The sequence below is a fragment of the Pseudomonas helleri genome, assembly GCF_001043025.1.
Taxonomy (GTDB): Bacteria; Pseudomonadota; Gammaproteobacteria; order Pseudomonadales; family Pseudomonadaceae; genus Aquipseudomonas; species Aquipseudomonas helleri.
In genome coordinates, this window is record NZ_JYLD01000005.1 from 235,096 (window position 1) to 255,640 (window position 20,545).

General features: G+C 57.9%; 17 protein-coding genes. 14 read left to right on the top strand and 3 right to left on the bottom strand.

What is annotated here, in order from left to right:
* Positions 1-208: 208 nt before the first annotated feature.
* Positions 209-649: a DUF411 domain-containing protein gene (locus TU84_RS10395; RefSeq protein WP_048368967.1), complete on the bottom strand. Its 441-nt coding sequence runs from the start codon at positions 647-649 to the stop codon at positions 209-211.
* A 148-nt stretch (positions 650-797) separates the two neighbouring features.
* Here TU84_RS10395 and TU84_RS10400 point away from each other — a divergent pair, with 148 nt between their 5' ends.
* Complete coding sequence (locus TU84_RS10400) at positions 798-1,577, top strand: AraC family transcriptional regulator (protein ID WP_048368968.1); 780 nt, start codon at positions 798-800, stop codon at positions 1,575-1,577.
* Between the two features lie 89 nt (positions 1,578-1,666).
* Complete coding sequence (locus TU84_RS10405) at positions 1,667-2,626, top strand: quinone oxidoreductase family protein (protein WP_048368969.1); 960 nt, start codon at positions 1,667-1,669, stop codon at positions 2,624-2,626.
* A gap of 82 nt (positions 2,627-2,708) precedes the next feature.
* Here TU84_RS10405 and TU84_RS10410 read toward each other — a convergent pair whose 3' ends face one another.
* Positions 2,709-3,248, bottom strand: coding sequence for a DUF4946 domain-containing protein (locus TU84_RS10410; protein WP_048368970.1), 540 nt, complete (start codon positions 3,246-3,248; stop codon positions 2,709-2,711).
* A 227-nt stretch (positions 3,249-3,475) separates the two neighbouring features.
* Between TU84_RS10410 and TU84_RS10415 the strand changes: the two genes are divergently transcribed.
* The 8 genes from TU84_RS10415 to TU84_RS10450 all read left to right on the top strand — a co-directional run bounded on the left by TU84_RS10415 (position 3,476) and on the right by TU84_RS10450 (position 13,240).
* Complete coding sequence (locus TU84_RS10415) at positions 3,476-4,756, top strand: serine/threonine transporter (RefSeq protein WP_048368971.1); 1,281 nt, start codon at positions 3,476-3,478, stop codon at positions 4,754-4,756.
* Positions 4,757-4,905: 149 nt separating this feature from the next.
* On the top strand, positions 4,906-5,430 hold the full coding sequence (locus TU84_RS10420; RefSeq protein WP_048368972.1) for a sigma-70 family RNA polymerase sigma factor: 525 nt from the start codon (positions 4,906-4,908) through the stop codon (positions 5,428-5,430).
* Positions 5,431-5,447: 17 nt separating this feature from the next.
* Positions 5,448-6,422, top strand: coding sequence for a FecR family protein (locus TU84_RS10425; protein WP_048369098.1), 975 nt, complete (start codon positions 5,448-5,450; stop codon positions 6,420-6,422).
* 129 nt (positions 6,423-6,551) lie between these two features.
* The gene (locus TU84_RS10430; RefSeq protein WP_048368973.1) at positions 6,552-9,014 is read left to right on the top strand and encodes a TonB-dependent siderophore receptor; all 2,463 of its coding nucleotides are present in this window, start codon (positions 6,552-6,554) and stop codon (positions 9,012-9,014) included.
* A 69-nt stretch (positions 9,015-9,083) separates the two neighbouring features.
* Entirely contained in the window at positions 9,084-9,860 is a 777-nt protein-coding gene (locus TU84_RS10435) for a class I SAM-dependent methyltransferase (protein WP_048368974.1), read from the top strand.
* A gap of 202 nt (positions 9,861-10,062) precedes the next feature.
* Positions 10,063-11,907, top strand: coding sequence for a phospholipase effector Tle1 domain-containing protein (locus TU84_RS10440; RefSeq protein WP_048368975.1), 1,845 nt, complete (start codon positions 10,063-10,065; stop codon positions 11,905-11,907).
* The gene (locus TU84_RS10445; protein ID WP_048368976.1) at positions 11,900-12,553 is read left to right on the top strand and encodes a DUF2931 family protein; all 654 of its coding nucleotides are present in this window, start codon (positions 11,900-11,902) and stop codon (positions 12,551-12,553) included. Before TU84_RS10440 ends, TU84_RS10445 begins: the two co-directional genes overlap by 8 nt.
* A 30-nt stretch (positions 12,554-12,583) precedes the next feature.
* Positions 12,584-13,240, top strand: a complete 657-nt coding sequence (locus tag TU84_RS10450) for a DUF2931 family protein (protein ID WP_048368977.1) — start codon at positions 12,584-12,586, stop codon at positions 13,238-13,240.
* 77 nt (positions 13,241-13,317) lie between these two features.
* Here TU84_RS10450 and tal read toward each other — a convergent pair whose 3' ends face one another.
* Entirely contained in the window at positions 13,318-14,241 is a 924-nt protein-coding gene (gene tal, locus TU84_RS10455) for a transaldolase (RefSeq protein WP_048368978.1), read from the bottom strand.
* Between the two features lie 212 nt (positions 14,242-14,453).
* On the opposite strand from tal, the gene TU84_RS10460 reads away from it, so the two are divergent.
* The 4 genes from TU84_RS10460 to TU84_RS10475 all read left to right on the top strand — a co-directional run bounded on the left by TU84_RS10460 (position 14,454) and on the right by TU84_RS10475 (position 20,519).
* A complete protein-coding gene (locus TU84_RS10460) occupies positions 14,454-15,122 on the top strand; it encodes a DUF3313 domain-containing protein (RefSeq protein WP_048368979.1) in 669 nt (222 codons plus the stop codon).
* Positions 15,123-15,275: 153 nt separating this feature from the next.
* Entirely contained in the window at positions 15,276-15,776 is a 501-nt protein-coding gene (gene tpx, locus TU84_RS10465; RefSeq protein ID WP_048368980.1) for a thiol peroxidase, read from the top strand.
* Between the two features lie 349 nt (positions 15,777-16,125).
* A complete protein-coding gene (locus TU84_RS10470; RefSeq protein WP_048368981.1) occupies positions 16,126-17,427 on the top strand; it encodes an MdtA/MuxA family multidrug efflux RND transporter periplasmic adaptor subunit in 1,302 nt (433 codons plus the stop codon).
* Positions 17,424-20,519 carry an MdtB/MuxB family multidrug efflux RND transporter permease subunit gene (locus tag TU84_RS10475; protein WP_048368982.1) on the top strand — a complete coding sequence of 1,032 codons (3,096 nt, stop codon included), beginning with the start codon at positions 17,424-17,426 and terminating at the stop codon, positions 20,517-20,519. Before TU84_RS10470 ends, TU84_RS10475 begins: the two co-directional genes overlap by 4 nt.
* Positions 20,520-20,545: the final 26 nt, after the last annotated feature.

Genomic DNA, 20,545 nt, shown 5'->3' on the forward strand with positions numbered 1-20,545 from the left:
GGTTGACCTGTCAGAGGGGTAGAAGGTTCGCTTTGTTTAAAACGACGTTGCGTGTCGTATACACGACAGCGATGAGTGTAGGAGAGATGCCGCAAGGGGCTAGGCGAGATTGCAAGAATATTGGGTAACGAGGAATTTTCAGACAAACAGCAGGAGCGAGCTTTAGAGCTCAAAAGACCGCGCTCGCTCCTGCTGGCTTATGCGGGGGTTAAGGGTATTCGGCAACCACTTCATCACGGCCGTCGTTGCGCAAGCCAATCACCTGGAAAGCGTCTTTGCGGTCGCCCATTTCCATGCCCGGCGAGCCCATTGGCATGCCCGGAACCGCAATGCCTTTCAAATCATGACGCTTGCTCAGGGCAATCACCTGCTCGGCCGGCACGTGACCTTCAACGAATTTACCGTTGATCACCCCGGTGTGGCACGAAGCCAGCCGTGGTTGTACACCGAGCTCTTGTTTGACGCGGCTCATGTCGTCTTCAACGTGGTCATTGACCTTGATGCCATTGGCTTGCAGGTGCGAGATCCAGGCCTTGCAGCAACCGCAGTTGGCATCGCGGTGTACGTCCATGGTCAGTTGTTCAGCAGCGTTGGCGAATGACGTAATAAAGAGTGTAGAGAGCGCAAAAATACGTAACGGGTTCTTCATTGATGACCTCTTGATGAAATAACTCAGCCTGGACTGCGCGGGCTGTCAGGCAACTGATGTTCAGATGACAGTTTTGTCAGGTGCCGACACTTTAGGCACAAACACGCTGATGTAACATGCCCACTTACTTTTCTGACGTGAACTGCTTATGGCTCTTGCTGCCCCGCCTGATTTGTCTGACCCCGCCGTGCCGGTACAGCAGCTGGCGCGCACCTACCCGCGCGGTTTGTACATTGAGCCGCATCAGCATGAATGGGGCCAGTTGTTGTATGCCATGAGCGGCGTGATGTGGGTTGATACCCCGGATGAAGCCTTGGCCGTGCCGCCGCAACGTGCGGTCTGGTTGCCCCCGGGCGTGCCCCACGGGATTCGCGTGGTGTCGGATTTACAGATGCGCAATCTGTATTTGCCCCAAGTCACGGCGCGCACGCTCGACAGTCATGTGCAAGTGCTGGAAGTCGGGCGGCTGCTGCGAGAGTTGATCATCAATCTGGTGGATCAGCCTGATGCGCCGCCGGCCTACACCGACGCGTTGCTCAATCTGACCTTGCTCGAGTTGCAGCGCGCCCGGCGCACGCTGCTCAAGGTGCCGATGCCTGACGCTGCGGATCGGCGGCTGTTCAATCTGTGCCAATCGGTAATGGCCAACCCGACGCTGGACATCGCCTTTGAACAGCATGCCGACCATGCCGGGGCCAGCGTGCGTACTTTGGCGCGGTTGTTTCAGACGGAGCTGGGCATGGGCTTTGCGCAATGGCGACGCCAGGTGCAGTTGGCCACGGCGGCGGCGGAGCTGATCCAGGGGGTGTCGGTGAGCCAGATCGCCCGTTCGCTGGGGTATTCACCGAGCAGCTTCAGCGACATGTTTCGCCGCGAGCTGGGTGTTACGCCGTCTTTATATGGGCAGGGCCACCTGCCAGACGCTTGAATCTGGCCGACAGGCAGAAGGGTTTGACCGATGCGCGGCGTTTGCCGGTCATAGACTCATGGCTATCTCACTGACCTGGAGGCTAGAACATGAAGGCGCTGCAATTTTCCAAAACCGGTGATCTGGCCGCTTTGCAGGTAGTCGACGTGCCCACCCCGACGCCAACTGCCGACCAGGTGCTGGTGCAGGTCAAGGCCGCGGGCTTGAACCCCAGCGATGTAAAGAACGTGCTGGGGCGTTTCCCTTACACCACCTTGCCGCGGATTCCGGGGCGCGATTTTGCCGGTGTCGTCGTTGAGGGCCCCAAAGCCTTAATAGGGCAGAAGGTCTGGGGCACGGGCAAGGACCTGGGGTTTAACCGTGACGGTTCCCACGCTGAGTATTTGACCCTGCCCGCCAGTGGCGTCGCGCAACAACCTGAGGCATTGAGCTTTGTACAGGCCGCCAGCATGGGCGTGCCCTACACCACGGCCTGGGATGCCTTACAGCGCAGTGGCGTAGTGGCCGGTACGCGTTTACTGGTGATCGGCGCCAAAGGCGCGGTGGGCTCGGCCACCTTGGGCCTGGCAACAGTGCTGGGAGCGCAGGTGTTGGCTGCCGTGCGTCGCCCGGAGCAGGCGCGTGTACTGCGCGAGCAGGGTTATGAAGTGATCGTGCTTGAACAACCCGAAGCATTGGCGGGCGAAGTCAATGCGGTGTTTGCCGGGGGCGCCGACGTGATTTTTGACACCACCGGTCACTGGCTGCCGGCTGCGGTGCCAGCGCTGGCGGTGTTTGGTCGGCTGGCCATTATCGCCGCGCCACTGGACGGGCACGTGCAACTCCCGGCGCTGGCGCTGTACCGCAAAGGCGGCTCACTGATTGGCGTCAACAGCCTGCTATATAGCAGCACCGAGTGCGCACGCATGCTCAATCAATTTGGCCAGTACTTCGATGAGGGCTTACTGCCCGCACCCCGCGACCTTGAACAAGCCCCACTGGTGCAAGGGCTGGCCAGCTACGCTGAAGTCAACGCCGGGGCGAGCACCAAAGTGGTGCTGATTCCATAACTGATCAACCTGTAGGAGCGAGCTTGTCTCGCGATCTTTTGATCTTTTAAAAAATCGCGAGGCAAGCTCGCTCCTACAAGGTTTACGGCTGGGTCTGGCTCAATCGCAAGCTGGCGCGGATCCCCTGGACTTCAGGCTCGTTGGCTTTGTATCCGTCAGCCGGACCCGCGTAGGAGAGGGCGTAAGCGCTTTGGCCCTGAGTCGCTGCGACAAGGGTCTGGGTGATCACGTGGTTGCCGTTTTGGGTGATTTTGCAGGTGGTCTCTAGCGCTTTCAGGCCGCCCAAGGTGCTGGGGTGGATTTTGTTACAGGCACTCTGATAACCCCCTTGCGCGAAGTTCTTCTGCAAGGTCTTGCGCATTTCCAGCAACACCGCGTCCATGTTCACCTGGTGCTCAGGCGCGAGGGTCGACTGGGTCAGCTCCATGACCATCTGCGGGTCACCATTGGCGTCGTTTTTCACCGCTCGCTGGCGTTGAACGGTAGTGTCGGCCTCGGCCGGCACGGCCTGGACGTCCCAGCCACCTGGCCAGGTGATCATCAAACTGTCGGCGTTGGCTGCAGGTAGCGACAGGGCCAGCAGCAGTCCGGCAAATGCGGTGTAACGGTGACAAACAGTCATGGGCAACAGGCCTTGAGCGCAGGTTTCGAAAGGCTATAGTGTATCAATAGGTGTCAAAGTCTTGCTTTAGTGTGATCAATCATTTTCACCATTCCTCAGCTAAACCTTTGCTTCTTATGTCTAATCCCGGACAATCGCGGCCCTCTTATGGCTGGGGCGTGGTCAGTAAGGTGTGTTTTGTCCGCCCCGGCTGCGTGGTAACGACCGGCTAGCGGAGATTTGACCGGATGAATGACCAGGCTAACAGCGTCGATGAACGCTTTGACGACGCGACACCTGCGACCCTCAGTCGCTGGAACCGCCACGATACTACCTGGATGCTGGGCCTGTTTGGCACGGCCATTGGCGCAGGTACTTTGTTTTTGCCCATCAACGCAGGCATTGGTGGCTTCTGGCCGCTGTTGATCCTGGCGCTGCTGGCATTCCCCATGACGTTTTATGCGCACCGCGGCCTGACCCGTTTTGTACTGTCCGGTCGTGAAGGCTCAGACATCACTGACGTGGTGGAAGAACACTTCGGCCTGACAGCCGGGGCGTTGATCACGCTGCTGTACTTTCTGGCGATTTTCCCGATTCTGCTGATCTACAGCGTGGCGCTGACCAACACGGTCGGCAGCTTCATGCTCAATCAGTTGCACATCACGCCACCGCCCCGGGTCATTTTGTCGTTGGTGCTGATCCTCGGCTTGCTGACGGTGGTGCGCTGCGGCGAACAAGTGATCGTCAAGGCCATGAGCATGATGGTTTACCCGTTCATTGCTGCGCTGCTGTTTCTGGCAGTGTTTTTGATCCCGCACTGGAACGGCGGCATTCTGGCCACGGCCAGCACCCTGCCGGAGCCATCGGCCTTGCTGCACACCCTGTGGCTGGCGATCCCGGTGATGGTGTTCTCGTTTAACCACTCACCGATTATTTCGGCTTTTGCCGTTGATCAAAAGCGCCGCTATGGCGCCAGCGCGGATGAGCGCAGCTCGCAGATCCTCTCTCGCGCGCACCTGCTGATGGTGGTGATGGTGCTGTTCTTCGTGTTCAGTTGCGTGCTCACGCTGTCCCCTGAACAACTGGCCGAAGCCAAGGCGCAGAACCTGTCGATCCTGTCGTACCTGGCCAACCACTTCAGCAACCCGACCATCGCCTTTGCCGCGCCGCTGATTGCGTTTGTGGCGATTGCCAAGTCCTTCCTGGGGCACTACATCGGTGCCAATGAGGGCCTGAAAGGGTTGATTCTGAAGACCGGCAAGCGTCCTGCCGGCAAAACCCTGGAGCGCCTGACGGCAGCCTTCATGCTGCTGGTGTGCTGGGCAGTTGCGACCCTCAACCCCAGCATTTTGCGCATGATCGAAAGCTTCGGCGGCCCGGTGATTGCGGCCATTCTGTTCCTGATGCCGATGTACGCGATTCGTCGTGTGCCGAGCATGCGTCAGCACGCGGGCAAAATCTCCAACGTGTTTGTCACCGTGGTCGGCCTGGTAGCGATTTCGTCGCTGGTCTACTCGCTGATCCCTTGATCCAGGGCCTGTCGCTGCCGTTCTGCGCAGCGACAGGCCACTGATTGATCGTCTCTTGTCGTGCAACGCTTGAGTCTGGGCTGCACTCTGAATACTATTGCGACAAATTCCTATTCGCATTTTATTTTCAGTGTGCATCGAGGGCTCTTGTGTCGTCATCACCGTCCAACTCATCGCTGCTGCACACCGACGTTCGCAATCTGTATAGCGACCATCACCACTGGCTGGTGAATTGGCTGCGACGGCGGCTGCGCAATGCCGAGAATGCGGACGACATGGCGCAGGACACTTTCCTTTATGTGCTCGGCAAACCGGAGCAGGTCGCGCAGTTGCGTGAACCGCGCGCCTGGCTGAGCAGCATTGCCAAAGGCTTGATGATTGACCGTTATCGTCGTCAGCAGGTGGAGCAGGCTTATTTGCAGGCGCTTGCACACGTGCCTGAACAGGACATGCCGTCACCCGAAGAACGCTTGATCCTGCTGGAAACCCTGACACGTATCGATGCCTTGCTCGATGGCCTGAAACCCAACGTACGCACTGCCTTTTTGCTGTCGCGGCTCGAAGGCTTGGGCTATCAGGCGATTGCCGAGCGGTTGGAGGTGAGCGTGAGTTCGGTCGAGAAGTACATGGCGACGGCGATTCGTCATTGCTTCCTGGCGCGCGCGGCCTTGTGAGCGGGGGCAACGGCGCCATGTCGGGTTCTGTCGAGTTTTCATCCGAGGTGCTGGATGCGGCGATTAACTGGCTGGTGAAAACCCAGTCCGGGGCTGCTGATCCGCAGATACACGCAGCCTGCCAGCAATGGCGCGCCGCGCATGTCAGCCATGAGGCGGCCTGGCAAGCCCTGCAAGTGACCGAGTCGACTTTTCGCCAGGCGTCAGCCTTGTCGGGGCGGGTGGCGCTGGACACCTTGAGTGGCAGCAGTCGGCTGCGCTCACGGCGCCAGGCGCTCAAGGTCCTGGGGCTAGGTGTGCTGGGCGCCGGGGCGGGAGGGCTTGTGTGGCAACAACAACCGTGGCGCACCTTTGGCGCTGACTATGCCACTGCCGTGGGCGAGCGCCGGGTGTTTAATCTGGCCGATGGCACACGCCTGCAACTCAATACCGACAGCGCTGCGGACGTTGTCTTCAACGAGCAACAGCGCTTGATTGTGTTGCGTGACGGCGAGGTTTTTATCCGTACCGGCAATGACCCTGACGCCTCGGCCGGGCGCCGACCGTTTTGGGTGCACACCCGTGAGGCGCGGTTACAGGCTATCGGCACCGCGTTTGACGTGCGCCAGGAGTCTGGCCGTACCCGGCTGATGGTTGAAGAGGGCATGGTGGCTGTCCATCTGCCGGCGACGCAGCCGGTGTTGGTGCAGGCGGGCAAGGAATATGTGATCGATGGGCAATCGGCCCGTTTGCAAACCTCCTCGGCCTTGCACGTCAGCAGTTGGACGAGCGGGGCGCTGGTGGCGAAAAACATGCGCCTGGAAGACTTGGCGGCCGAACTGTCGCGTTATCGCCAGGGCTGGTTGTTGTGCGAACCCGCTGTCAGTGATTTGCGCGTGTCGGGGGTGTTTCAACTCGAGCATATCGACCAGGCATTGCAGGGCTTGAGCCAGACGCTGGCGGTGCGCATCGAGCGCAGAACGCGGTTCTGGACGCGGATTGTGGCGGTTTAGCCAAGATCAAAAGATCGCGCGGCCAGCTCGTGCCTGTGTCAATACGAATAATTATCAAATTTCTTTGCGGGTTTTTTCGCGTCCTTCGACAACTAGGCATAAGACCTTTTAATTGCAGGAGCAAAACCCATGTCCGCTGCCGTTCAACCTCTTTTCTTGCCCGCGCGTAGCCGCTTGGCCATTGCCCTGCAGGCGGTCTTGCTGGGCGGTGCTGTGCTGGCAGCCGTGCAACCGTTTTCGATGACGGTGGCCGCATCGGTCAGTGCGCAACGCAGTTTCGATGTGCCGGCCAGTACGCTGGAGGACGCACTTAACCGCTTTGCCCAGCAGGCCAATATCTCGCTGCCTTACGACCCGGCACTGGTACAGAACAAACAGGCGCCAGCCCTCAAGGGCCGATTTGATGTACCACAAGCGTTGCAGCAATTGCTCAAAGGCAGCGGCCTGACCGCCACCGAAGGGGCCAACGGGGTGTGGACGCTGTACCCGCTGACCTCTGGCAGCGCAGACGGCAAGTTACAACTACAGGCCACCAGTGTGACCGGCGTGGCATTGGGCGGGACCACCGAAGGCAGCAATTCCTACACCACGGGCGAAACCAGTACGGCAACCAAATTGCCCCTTTCTTTGCGTGAAACACCGCAGTCAGTCACGGTCATTACCCGTCAGCAAATGACCGATCAAGGGCTAGGCAGCATTGCTCAAGTGATGGAGCAAACGCCGGGCATAACCGTGATGCACGATGACAGCGAGCGTTACAACTTCTATTCCCGCGGTTTCACCCTGGATAACTTCCAGTACGACGGCGTACCGACCTCGGACTTCACTACCAATACCAACGGTCTAGGCATGCGCGACATGGCCATTTACGACCGGGTAGAAGTGGTGCGCGGTTCCACCGGTTTGATGAGCGGCGTGGGCAGCCCGTCGGGGGCGGTGAATCTGGTGCGCAAACGCCCGACCAAAGACTTCCAGGGCTATGTGTCGGGCAGCGGTGGCTCGTGGGACCGCTATCGCAGTGAACTGGACTTGTCGGGCCCCTTGACTGAAAACGGCGCGGTGCGCGGGCGCGTGGTGGCCGCCCATGAAGATGGACGCTCCTTTATCGACCGTTACTCGTCCATCAAAGATGTGTTCTATGGCATCGCTGAGGCTGATCTGACCGACGATACGACGCTGTATGCCGGTATCGACTATCAAAAAATCGACTCCAATGGTTCAAGCTTTGGCCAGTTGCCGCTGTATTACAGCGATGGCAGCCGAACCCACTTTAAGCGCTCCATGAACCCGGCCGCCAAGTGGGCGTATGCCGACAGTAAAAGCACCAAGTACTTCGCCGGGGTAGAGCAGCGTTTCGATAACGATTGGCTGTTGAAAGTCGAAGCCAGCCACTGGAAGGGCAACACCGATCAGTTGCAGGGCAATATCGTGGGCTGGGGACCGTTCCCGGACAAAACCACGGGTGAAGCGCAGTTCATGAGCGGCACCAAAACCTTCGAGATCAACACCGATACGCTGGACGCCTATGCCACCGGGCCCTTTGAGTTCTTGGGGCGCAGCCATGAATTGGTGTTGGGGGCCAATGTCAGCAATCGTCGCAACGACTACCTGGCCGAGAATGCTGACGACCTGACCATCAATTACCAAAACTGGAACAACGATGCGCCGCGTCCGGGCCCTGCTCAATTGAGCCAAGGCTTGAAACAGCGCTATAAGACGAAGGAATCGGCGCTCTATGGCGCCTTGCGCCTCAAGCCGACGGATGATTTATCGGTCATTCTCGGTGCTCGCGTGGTCGACTACGACCGCAAGGGGACAATGACCTACAACGCTGCGCAAACGGTCCCTACGCTGGATGATTCGAAAAAGACCGGCAAGCCGATCCCCTATGCGGGGATCGTCTACGACCTGAGCGCCAATCACTCGGTTTATGCCAGCTACACCGAGATTTTTACCCCGCAAAGCTATTTCGATCGCAACGATAAAGTGCTCGCACCGATGACCGGTAAAAGCTACGAGGCGGGCTTGAAGTCGGAGTATTTCGACGGTGCACTGAATACCAGTTTTGCCGTGTTCCTGATCAAACAGAACAACTACGCCGAATACGATGGTGTGCGCGATAACGGCGAAGATGCCTACAAGGCCATCGACGGCACTAAAACCAAGGGCTTTGAGGCCGAGATTTCCGGTGAAGTGGCACGCGGCTGGCAATTGCTGGCGGGCTACACCTACGCTCAACCCCGGGACAAGGACGGCAAACGCATCAACAGCAATCATCCCGAGCAGTTGTTCAAACTGGCCACCAGTTACCAACTGGACGGTGACCTCAAGGACCTGACCGTGGGCGGTAATGTGTCCTGGCAAGGTTCGACTTACAGTGAGCTGGACTCATCGATCAAAGCCGACGCCAAAGAAGGCAGTTTCGCGGTGGTGGGGTTGATGGCGCGTTATGACATCAGCCAAAACCTCAGCGCCACGGTCAACCTCAACAACGTCTTTGACCGCGAATACCTCAGTGGTTATGGCCTGTACTCAACCTACTACTATGGCGATCCGCGCAACCTGATGCTGGGGATGAAGTACAGCTTCTGACAAGGGTTTCATGTCGCAGCGGGGACGATTGGGCTATGGTTGAGCAACCATTCCAAGCGGAGCCAGACGATGAGCGACTCAACCCTTCATCATGCTGCGGCTGAGGGCTATGCCCAGGGCGCTGATACTTATGTGCGCGGGCGCCCTGATTACCCGCCCCAGGTCAGCGCCTGGCTGACTCACACCCTGGGCCTGGAGCCTGGCCAGACGGTACTCGAAGTGGGTGCCGGAACTGGCAAATTCACCCCGCGCCTGTTGCAGACCGGCGCACGGGTGATCGTGCTTGAGCCGGTCCAGGCCATGCTCGCCAAGCTGTCAAAGGCCCATCCTGAGGTCGAAGCCCATCAAGGCACCGTACAAGCCATTCCGTTGGCCGATGCCAGTGTCGACGTGGTGGTGTGCGCACAAGCCTTTCACTGGTTTGCCAACCATGAAGCCTTGGCCGAGATCCATCGCGTGCTTAAACCGGGCGGGCGCCTGGGGCTGATCTGGAATCTGCGTGATGCCAGCGTACCGTGGGTGGCGGAGCTCGATGCGTTGGTCAATCAATGGGAAGCCGACGCGCCACGCTTCTACACCGGCGCCTGGCGTCAGGCGTTTCCGTATGACGGCCTTGGGCCGTTGCAAGAGCAACGGTTCATTCAGCCTCATAACGGGCCGGTCGAGGACGTGATTTTCAATCGCGTGCGTTCCACCAGCTTTATCTCGGCACTGGCGCCTGATGAGCGGGAAAAGGTGGAGCAGCAGTTGCGTGCGTTTGTCGCGTCACACAGCGTGTTGAATCACGGCGGGGAAGTCAGCGTGCCGTACATCACTTACGCGTTTGTGACGCAAAAACCGGCGTGATTCCCTCTCAACTCTCGGAAAGCTACGCGTACTACAAACCAAACGGATCCTTCTGACAGGGTGGTTCCGCACCCCCTCGGCATACTGGCTGGGCGCCGCTAACTGGCAATTTGACAGTTAGCGGGCACTCAACCTTCCTCAACCAGGATGCCGACATGACCCTATTACACAACAACGCTCACGCCTTGCCCGGTGCCTGCGTATGAAGCGCATGAACATCACCGTCGGGTCCAGGACGACGGTGGGCGGCGTGGTGGTGACGGGCTGGGAGCTGATGACAATCAACGACCAGATTCTGGCCCGCGAAGGTGACAGCATCGAGTGTCCTGTGTGCGGCAGCACAGGCGTTATCGTACTGTGCGGTCCGCGCCATGATGAATCACTGGGAGGGCGGCAAGCCGCGCTGGAAGGCGACTTGTGCCAGTGCCTGTGCCGCCCTGCGCCGCGACTGATCCCTGATCAATACATCAGAGGCCAAGTGCTGGGAGATACCAGAGGGCCTCAGCAGAGTTACATGGAGTATTTGGCTCAGTGGCCCGAATCGCCGGCACCTAAAAAAACAGCGCCCGTTAATCCCGAGCCCGAGCTGGAAGAAGAGGACGAAGAAGAGGAACAGGACACCGGCATCACCCTGCATGTGGGCTTGTTCTTCGATGGCACCGGGAATAACCAGGGCAACAGCGAGGCGGCGCGAGGTTGCCTGGCCATTAGCTTGGGTATAGGTGAACAGGAAGGCGCGGATATACGTCAGCATTGCGCGAGCTTTGGCTTTGACGGTAAAGGAAACTCGCCGGATAACAGCTATAGCAACGATGTCACCAATGTGGCGCGGCTTTATGACTTGTATCCGGATCATGCGGATACGCAATTGCCGCAAGGAACTGAAGAGGCGTTTCTCAGTGTCTACCTAGAAGGTATCGGTACAGTCACGGGGCAAGCTGACTCGGTCTATGGCCAGGCTAGCGGTCAAGGCAGCACTGGTATTGTGGCGCGAGTTGAGCAAGCGCCTGCGCTGATTTTGGAGCAGGTTCGAACACTGCAAGACAACAATCCCGGCCTGACTATTTGGCGAATCGTTATCGATCTGTTTGGCTTCAGTCGTGGTGCCGCTGCTGCACGGCATTGTGCCAATGACTTGTTGAAGGGGCCGAAAAGCCTTATCGCCCAATCGATCCCTCCGGGAACGAAGGGCATGTCAGATGGCTTTAGATGGCGCCACCGAACTGATTTCAACCTCAACTTTATCGGCCTGTTTGATACGGTGCCTGGGATGGTTGCACCCTTAAGCGGCGACTTTAGCCCGCATAACGCCAGTAACCCTGGTCTCAACCTGCACCTTGCCCCTGGCATTGCGCGCTATGTGGTGCAATTTGTGGCGCGCAGCGAATATCGTCATAACTTCTCACTGGTTCGTACCGACAATGACATCGAGCTGCCCGGTGTCCATTCCGATATTGGCGGCGGTTATTTGCCTCTGGCCACCGAAAAAGTGCTGCTGAGTAAACCCCAGAGCAGTCAGGTGCCTGTCGACATGCCAGAAACTTCCACGGTCGCTTATGACCGAGCCCGTCAGCTCATGGGGGTTATGCTGCCGGATCTGGAGCCCTATCTGCAGCGCTGGAGTGTCGACACATGGGCGGTGGTTCTGCCTTATAACAGACGCCGTGACATGTTTGCCGAGAAACGCGTGTATGCCGCCCTACGCAGTGAACGGCAAGTGCATGGTCAGTTGTCACTGATTTACTTGCGAGCCATGCGCGAGTTGGGAGTACGAAATGGGGTTCCTTTCGTATCCATTGATGATCGTAACCCTGCATTGGCGATTCCTGCTGACCTGCACGACATTGCCATCAAACTGCAAGCGTATGCCGTCGGCGACAGCTTTCCCGGACTGACCCATGAAGAGGTGGCTTTACTACAGCGCAAATACATCCACTTGTCAGGCAATTGGAATGCTGCCAGCGGCAAGAACAACAGCGACATTGAGGTGCTCTTTATTAATCGGCCGGCTGCAGGCGGTAAACGGGCGGTGCATCCCAATGAGTAAATTCAAGCTGCTATGGGTGTGCGCTGTGTTTGGGCTGATGGTGGGCTGTACCAAGGGCAGCAATGGGTTGCCCTATGATGGCTGGCGGCTTGGACTGTTCGCCCCCAACTACATGGAAGTGTGGATCGAAACCGCAGATGCGGTGGATGTGCGAGACCGTGTATTCAAACGAGCCATGAGTGGAGTAGCCGCTATCCAGACTCCTAAAAACCTCAAAGGTAATCCTCGCGGTTGGCCAAGTTATCCCGGTTGGGGTAAAGGTAAATATGTTTACGGGGCTGCTGTACCACGCCTGATTTATGTGCGCTGGCAATCATTGGTAGAGCCACAAACCTACGAGGCTTATATCGTGATCCCCACAGCCATTCAGCAGGCCATGGTCAAGCCTGAGAAAGCCTTTTGCGAGTTCGATGCCAAATGGATCACCGGTTACCGTAAAGGCGTGACGGTAGGGCTGGCCCCCGGCGGTATTGCCAAGGTGTGGATCTCGGGCCCTTGCGTCAGCCCAATCGAAGTGACCAGGGTTCAGGGAGAAGTAGTGAAAGAAGGACCTTATGGCGGGAAGTCCGAAGGCCATCATTTCCCGCTTGGCGAAACGTCAAAAGCCTACATCGAAAAATACGGGGTGCCTTATGGCTCTTGGTAAAGGGCCGCCGCACACGGGCGGTGCATCCCAATGAATACATTCAAGCTGCTATGGGTGTGCGGTGTACTTGGGTTGATGGCGGGCTGTGCCAAGGGCAGCAATGGGTTGCCCTATGATGGCTGGCGGCTTGGACTGTTCGCTCCCAACTATATGGAAGTGTGGATCGAAACCGCAGATGCGGTGGATGTGCGAGACCGTGTATTCAAACGAGCCATGAGTGGAGTGGCCGCAATTCAGACGCCTAAAAACCTCAAAGGTAATCCTCGCGGTTGGCCCAGCTATCCCGGTTGGGGTAAAGGTAAATATGTTTACGGGGCTGCTGTACCACGCCTGATTTATGTGCGCTGGCAATCATTGGTAGAGCCACAAACCTACGAGGCTTATATCGTGATCCCCGAAGCCATTCAGCAGGCCATGGTCAAACCTGAGAAAGCTTTTTGTGCCGCCGATGCCAAATGGATCACCGGTTACCGCAAAGGCGTGACCGTAGGGTTGGCACCCGGCGGTATTGCCAAGGTGTGGATTTCAGGCCCTTGCGTCAGCCCAATCGAAGTGGCCAGGGTTCAAGGAGAAATCGTTAAGGAAGGGCCTTCTGGCGGCCAGACTAATGGCAAATATGCCTTGCCGTTAGAGCCAGAAACAAAAGCCTACATCGAAAAATACGGGGTGCCTTATGGGTCTTGGTAAAGGGCCACCGCTCCTCGCGATCTTTGTTATGGCCAAAAGATCGCGAGACGCGCCAACAGAAGGTGGGGTGTCAGCCGTTAGTTACCTGACAGCAGGGCTTCAAGTTTTTCTTGGTCGCGGGCGAATTGGCGGATGCCTTCGGCCAGTTTTTCAGTGGCCATGGCGTCTTCGTTCGAAGCCCAGCGAAATTGCGCTTCGTTGAGGGTCAAACGCGGCTCGCCGGTCGCGCCGGGGCTGAGTTTGCGCGCCAGTGCGCCGTCGTCCAGCGCCAGTTTTTCCAGCAGGTCCGGGCTGATGGTCAGGCGATCGCAGCCTGCCAGTTGCTCGATCTGGTTGGTGTTGCGAAAGCTCGCGCCCATGACCACGGTCTTGTAATCATTGGCCTTGTAGTAGTTGTAGATGCGGGTTACCGACTGCACGCCCGGATCATCTGAGCCGGTGTAATCAATACCGGTGGACTTCTTGTACCAGTCGTAGATTCGGCCCACGAACGGCGAGATCAAAAACACCCCGGCATCGGCACAAGCTGCGGCCTGGGCAAACGAGAACAGCAGGGTCAGGTTTGTCTGGATACCGGCTTTTTCGAGCTTCTCGGCGGCACGGATGCCTTCCCAGGTCGACGCCAGCTTGATCAATACGCGGTCACGGCTTACGCCGGCCTTGTCATACAGCTCGATTAATTGATTGGCTTTTTGCAGCAGGGCTGGCTCGTCAAACGACAGGCGCGCATCGACTTCGGTGGAGATACGGCCCGGAATGACCTTCAAGATACCGCTACCCACCGACACCGCGAAAAGATCGCAGGCCAGGCCAACATCACCTTTGGCGTGGGTGATAGCGTTTTTCAGCAGGTCGGCATAACCCGGCAGGGCTGCGGCCTTGAGCAGCAGGGAAGGGTTGGTGGTGGCATCAACGGGTTTGAGGCGGGTAATCGCGTCGAGGTCGCCGGTGTCTGCGACCACGGTGGTGAACTGCTTGAGTTGTTCCAGCTTGGAAGTCATGAGCGTCTCTGTCTCAAAGGTATTAATGGCTGTACAGATGGAGTACGTCGTCGAGCAAAAGTTCTTTAAACGATAAGTGGCAGAATGCCGTCGAACAAGGTCGTTGTGCAACTGATCAGGAGATTTAATCGCGAGAAAAGCAATCTGTGGAGGGTTGGCTATACCTACAACTCCATGTTCAAACGGTTGCGTCTCATACAGGAGTTTCCACCATGAAACCTGGGTTGATGATCGGTACGTTATGCCTCGCTACGCTGGTACTGGCCGGATGCGCCAGCAAGGTTCAGCAACCGGATGAATACTCCGGCTTTTTAAAAGATTACAGCCGACTTAAAGAAGCCCGGTCGCCTTCGGGGGCTGAGGTCATGCGCTGGGTTGATCCCACGATCAAGGTCGACCAATACACCAGTGTGTATATAGAGCCGAGCCAGCTCTATCCGGCGCCAAAACCTACCGAGAAAATTCCGCAGAGCACGTTGAACGCGATTACGGCCTACTACGATCAGGCGCTCAAACGAGAGATCAGTAAAGTGCTGCCGCTGGCCAGCGCGCCAGGGCCAGGGGTGATTGTGGTGCGCCCGGCGATTACTGCCGTCAGCAGCCAAACTGAAAGCCTGGCACCTTATGAGTACATCCCTGTCGCTCTGGTGGCGGCAGCGGTGACGACGGCCTCGGGGATCCGTGATCAGGAAACCCAGTTGTCTACCGAGGCCGTTTTTATCGACGGGAACGATCAGCATGTTGTTGCTCAAGTGGTGCGCAAAGGCACGGGCAAACCGCTGAGCAATGCCAGCCAGGTGATGAAGGCAGATGACGTGAAAGCAGTGATCGATGGCTGGGCGTCGGACATGCGCCAGTCATTTCAGAAGGTCAAGGATTAGAAGAGCCCTGGCACGCGGCGACATCCCTTTGGCAGTGCCGGGCCCCTCTTTTTGTCACACCCGGCATGACAATTTGTGCTCCGGGCATAGGTCGCGTGCGCGTTTCGTGTTTAACTTCCGGCTCTTCAAAAACAGTTAAAAAGGACATCGTTCATGGCTCAAGTGACGCTTAAAGGCAACCCTGTTCAAGTCGACGGCGTGCTGCCTGCAGTAGGTTCCAAAGCGCCAGCGTTTTCGCTGGTTGCCGGTAATTTGTCCGATGTAACGCTGGCCGATTTTGCCGGTAAGCGTAAAGTGCTGAACATCTTCCCAAGCGTTGACACCCCGACCTGCGCAACGTCGGTACGCAAGTTCAACGCACAAGCCAACGAACTGGCCAACACCGTGGTGCTGTGCATTTCGGCTGACCTGCCATTCGCTCAAGCGCGTTTCTGCGGTGCTGAAGGTCTGGAAAACGTACAAAACCTGTCGACGCTGCGCGGTGCCGAGTTCATCAAGAACTACGGTGTGGCAATCGCTGATGGCCCGCTCAAAGGCCTGACTGCTCGCGCAGTGGTTGTACTGGACGAAAACGACACTGTGCTGCACAGCGAACTGGTTAAAGAAATCGCTGAAGAGCCTAACTACGAAGCAGCTCTGGCTGTTTTGAAGTAAGTCGTACAGCAACACCGAAAACGGCCTGGCATTGAATGCCAGGCCGTTTTTTATTGCCCGTAAAGATCAAATAATCAAACCGGCCTACATAATGTCACACAGGTTCTAGACACTCTGCGCGGCACAATTGAGGCAAGGGCTGCCTCAAGTCTGGATTATTTGAGGTTGAGTGTTGGTGTTGGAAACTAAACAGATCAAAGTCCGGGCAGGCCCTTGTCGTGAATGTAAAGCAGGTCTTTGACGCGCTATAACGTAAATAGCCGGTAAAGAGCCTTTTCATAACTGTCTGCACTGCTTATCTTTCAGGCTCCTGAAATTAAGCGCTCGCGCCCAACTGGTTGATCACTCAATGCAATCCTCTGTTTCTCGCACTTCTCGTCGCTGGCTGGTTGGCCTGCTGATTTTGCTGATCGTTGCTGGCGTGAGCTGGTGGCTTTGGCCCGCATCGGCGAAAAAAGGCCAGAACGCGCAACCCGCCGGGCACACCAGCCGCACGGGGGCGATGCGCCCGGGCTTTGGTGGCTCAACGTTACCGGTGCCGGTTCTGGTCGCAGAGGTGACACGGGGGGATTTCCCGATCTACTACAAGGCGTTGGGCACGGTCACTGCGCTGAACACGATCAATGTGCGCAGCCGCGTGGCAGGCGAGTTGGTCAAGGTCTACTTCAAAGAAGGGCAGATGGTTAAAGCTGGTGAATTGCTGGCAGAAATCGACCCGCGCAGCTATCAAAATGCACTGCTGCAAGCCGAAGGCACGCTGTTGCAGAACCAGGCCCAGCTTAAAAACGCCCAGGTAGATGTGCAGCGCTATCGCGGTCTCTACGCCGAGGACAGCATCGCCAAGCAAACGCTGGATACGGCCGAAGCCCTGGTCAGCCAATATCAGGGCACGGTCAAGACCAATCAGGCGGCCGTCAATGATGCCAAGCTCAACCTTGAGTTCACCAAGATTCGGGCACCGATCAGCGGCCGCGTGGGCTTGCGCCAGCTGGACGTCGGTAACCTGGTCGCGGCCAACGACACCACCGCGCTGGTGGTGATTACTCAGACCGAGCCAATTGTGGTCAGCTTCACCTTGCCGGAAAACAACCTGGCTCTGGTACTGGAGCGTTATCGCAGCGGTGCAAAACTGCCGGTACAAGCCTGGGATCGCGGTGATCAGAAAGAGTTGGCCAGCGGCGTGTTGAGCAGTATTGATAACCAGATTGATGTCACCACCGGCACCTTGAAGTTCAAGGCGCTGTTCGAGAACCGCGATCAGGCGCTGTTCCCCAACCAGTTCGTCAACGTGCGCCTGCTGGCTGACACCCTCAAAGGTGTGATTCTGGCCCCGACAGCAGCACTTCAGTACGGCACCAATGGCTCGTTTGTCTATGCAATGGACGGTGATAAAAAGGTCAAGATCCGCACCCTCAAACTGGGTGCGACCGATGGCGACTTGACCGTTGTCAAAGAAGGCCTGGAACCGGGTGATCGCGTGGTGCTCGAAGGCACCGATCGCTTGCGCGAAGGTAGCCTGGTCGAAGTGGTCAGCAACAGCAGCGAAGTACCGACATCGGCCGCAGGGCAACTGCAAGGTGGTCCGGATGCGGACGCCGACCCAAGTGCTGCCAAAGCCCAGGGTACGGGCAAGGGCAAGGCCGGCGAATGAATCTGTCGCGGCTGTTTATCCTGCGCCCGGTTGCAACCACGCTGTGCATGATTGCCATCGTCTTGTCCGGGATCATCGCGTATCGCCTGCTGTCGGTGTCGGCCTTGCCTCAGGTCGATTACCCGACCATCCGCGTGATGACGCTTTACCCCGGCGCCAGCCCGGATGTCATGACCAGTGCGGTGACGGCGCCCCTTGAGCGCCAGTTCGGGCAAATGCCCGGCCTCACGCAGATGGCCTCGACCAGTTCCGGTGGCGCTTCGGTATTGACCCTGCGCTTTAACCTGGACATGAACATGGATGTCGCCGAGCAGCAGGTGCAGGCCGCGATCAACGCCGCGACCAACCTGCTGCCCAAGGACTTGCCGGCACCGCCGGTGTACAACAAGGTCAACCCGGCCGACACCCCGGTGCTTACTTTGGCGATTACCTCTAAAACCATGCTGTTGCCCAAGCTCAACAACTTGGTCGATACCCGCATGGCGCAAAAAATTGCCCAGATCAATGGTGTGGGCATGGTCAGCATTGCCGGCGGTCAGCGCCAGGCCGTGAGGATCAAGGTCAACCCCGAGGCGCTGGCCGCCAATGGTTTGAACCTGGCGGATGTGCGCACCCTGATCGGCGCCTCCAACGTCAACCAGCCCAAGGGTAACTTTGACGGCCCGACGCGGGTGTCGATGCTGGACGCCAACGACCAGTTGAAAACCCCGCAGGAATACGCCGAACTGATTTTGGCCTACAACAATGGCGCGCCGTTGCGACTCAAAGACGTGGCAGAAATCGTCGACGGGGCCGAGAACGAACGCCTGGCCGCCTGGGCCAATGAAAATCAGGCGGTATTGCTCAATATCCAGCGTCAACCCGGTGCCAACGTGATTGAAGTGGTGGACCGGATCAAGGCGCTGTTGCCGAGCATCACCAACAACCTGCCAGCCGGTATCGATGTCACCGTGCTGACCGATCGCACGCAAACCATCCGCGCCTCGGTACGTGATGTGCAGCATGAATTGTTGATCGCCATCGCGCTGGTGGTGATGGTGACCTTCCTGTTTCTGCGCCGCGCCAGCGCCACGATCATTCCGTCGATTGCGGTGCCTTTGTCGCTGATCGGGACCTTTGGCGTGATGTACCTGGCCGGGTTTTCGGTCAACAACCTGACACTGATGGCCCTGACCATTGCCACCGGCTTTGTGGTCGATGACGCCATCGTCATGCTGGAAAATATTTCACGCTATATCGAGGAGGGCGAAACCCCGATGCAGGCCGCCCTCAAGGGCGCCAAACAAATTGGTTTTACCCTGATCTCGCTGACCCTGTCGCTGATTGCCGTGCTGATCCCGCTGTTGTTCATGGCGGATGTGGTCGGGCGGCTGTTCCGTGAATTTGCCATCACTCTGGCGGTGGCGATTCTGATCTCGTTGGTGGTGTCGCTCACCCTGACCCCGATGATGTGCGCACGCTTGCTCAAAGCCGAGCCAAAGCCCGAAGAGCAGGGCCGTTTCTACCGGGCCAGCGGTGCCTTTATTGACTGGATGATCGCCGAGTACGGGCGCATGCTGCAGTGGGTGCTCAAGCATCAGCCACTGACATTGCTGGTAGCCATCGGCACCCTCGCGCTCACGGTGTTTCTGTACATGGTGGTGCCCAAGGGGTTCTTCCCGGTGCAAGACACGGGCGTGATTCAAGGGATTTCCGAGGCGCCGCAGTCGATTTCGTTCAGCGCCATGAGCCAGCGTCAGCAAGAGCTGGGCAAGATCATCCTGCAAGACCCGGATGTTGAAAGCCTGTCGTCTTACATCGGTGTGGACGGCGATAACGCCACCCTCAACAGCGGGCGCATGCTGATCAATCTCAAGCCCCATAGCGAGCGCAGCGACAGTGCTTCAGCAGTGATTGCGCGTCTGCAACCGCAGGTGGACAAGCTGATCGGGATTCGCCTGTATATGCAGCCGGTGCAGGACTTGACCATCGAAGACCGCGTCAGCCGCACTCAGTACCAATTCAGCTTGTCATCGCCGGATGCGGAGTTGCTCAGTACCTGGAGCCAAAAACTGGTGACGGCCTTGAGCAATCAGCCAGAACTGACCGATGTCGCCAGCGACCTGCAAGACAAAGGCTTGCAGGTGTTTTTGGTCATCGACCGCGATGCCGCGTCGCGCCTCGGGGTGTCGGTAGCGAACATCACGGACGCACTGTACGACGCCTTCGGCCAGCGGCAGATTTCGACCATTTACACCCAGGCCAGCCAGTACCGCGTGGTATTGCAGGCCAAAGATGGCGAGAAAATCGGCCCGCAGTCGCTGGAGCAGATCCACGTCAAAACCACGGATGGCGGTCAGGTCCGGCTGTCCAGCCTGGCCAGGGTTGAAGAGCGTCAGTCGCAACTGTCCATTTCCCACATCGGTCAGTTCCCGTCGGTGATGGTCTCGTTCAACCTGGCGCCCGGCGTGGCGCTGGGGCAGGCGGTCGAACTGATTGATCAGGTGCAAAAAGACATCGGCATGCCGGTTGGCGTGCAAACCGAGTTCCAGGGCGCTGCACAAGCGTTCCAGGCGTCGTTGTCGAGCACCTTGCTGCTGATTCTGGCGGCGGTGGTGACCATGTACATCGTGCTGGGCGTGCTCTATGAGAGCTACATCCACCCGATCACCATCCTCTCGACCTTGCCTTCGGCGGCCGTCGGCGCCTTGTTGGCGCTGATTCTCAGCGGCAATGACCTGGGCATGATCGCGATCATCGGCATCATCTTGCTGATCGGCATCGTGAAAAAGAACGCGATCATGATGATCGACTTCGCCCTCGACGCTGAGCGCAACCAGGGCATGGCCCCCCATGACGCGATTTACCAGGCGGCGTTGCTGCGCTTCAGGCCGATCTTGATGACCACTTTGGCCGCTTTGTTTGGTGCCGTGCCGCTGATGCTGGCGACCGGCTCCGGTGCGGAGTTGCGTCAACCGCTGGGTCTGGTGATGGTCGGCGGTCTGCTGGTGAGCCAGGTGTTGACCTTGTTTACCACCCCCGTTATTTACCTGGCGTTTGATCGGATGGGACGGCGCTTTGGTAAGTCCGGTTTGAAAGAGGTGGAGGTATGAGGGGGTTAGCGGCAAGCGGTAAGCGG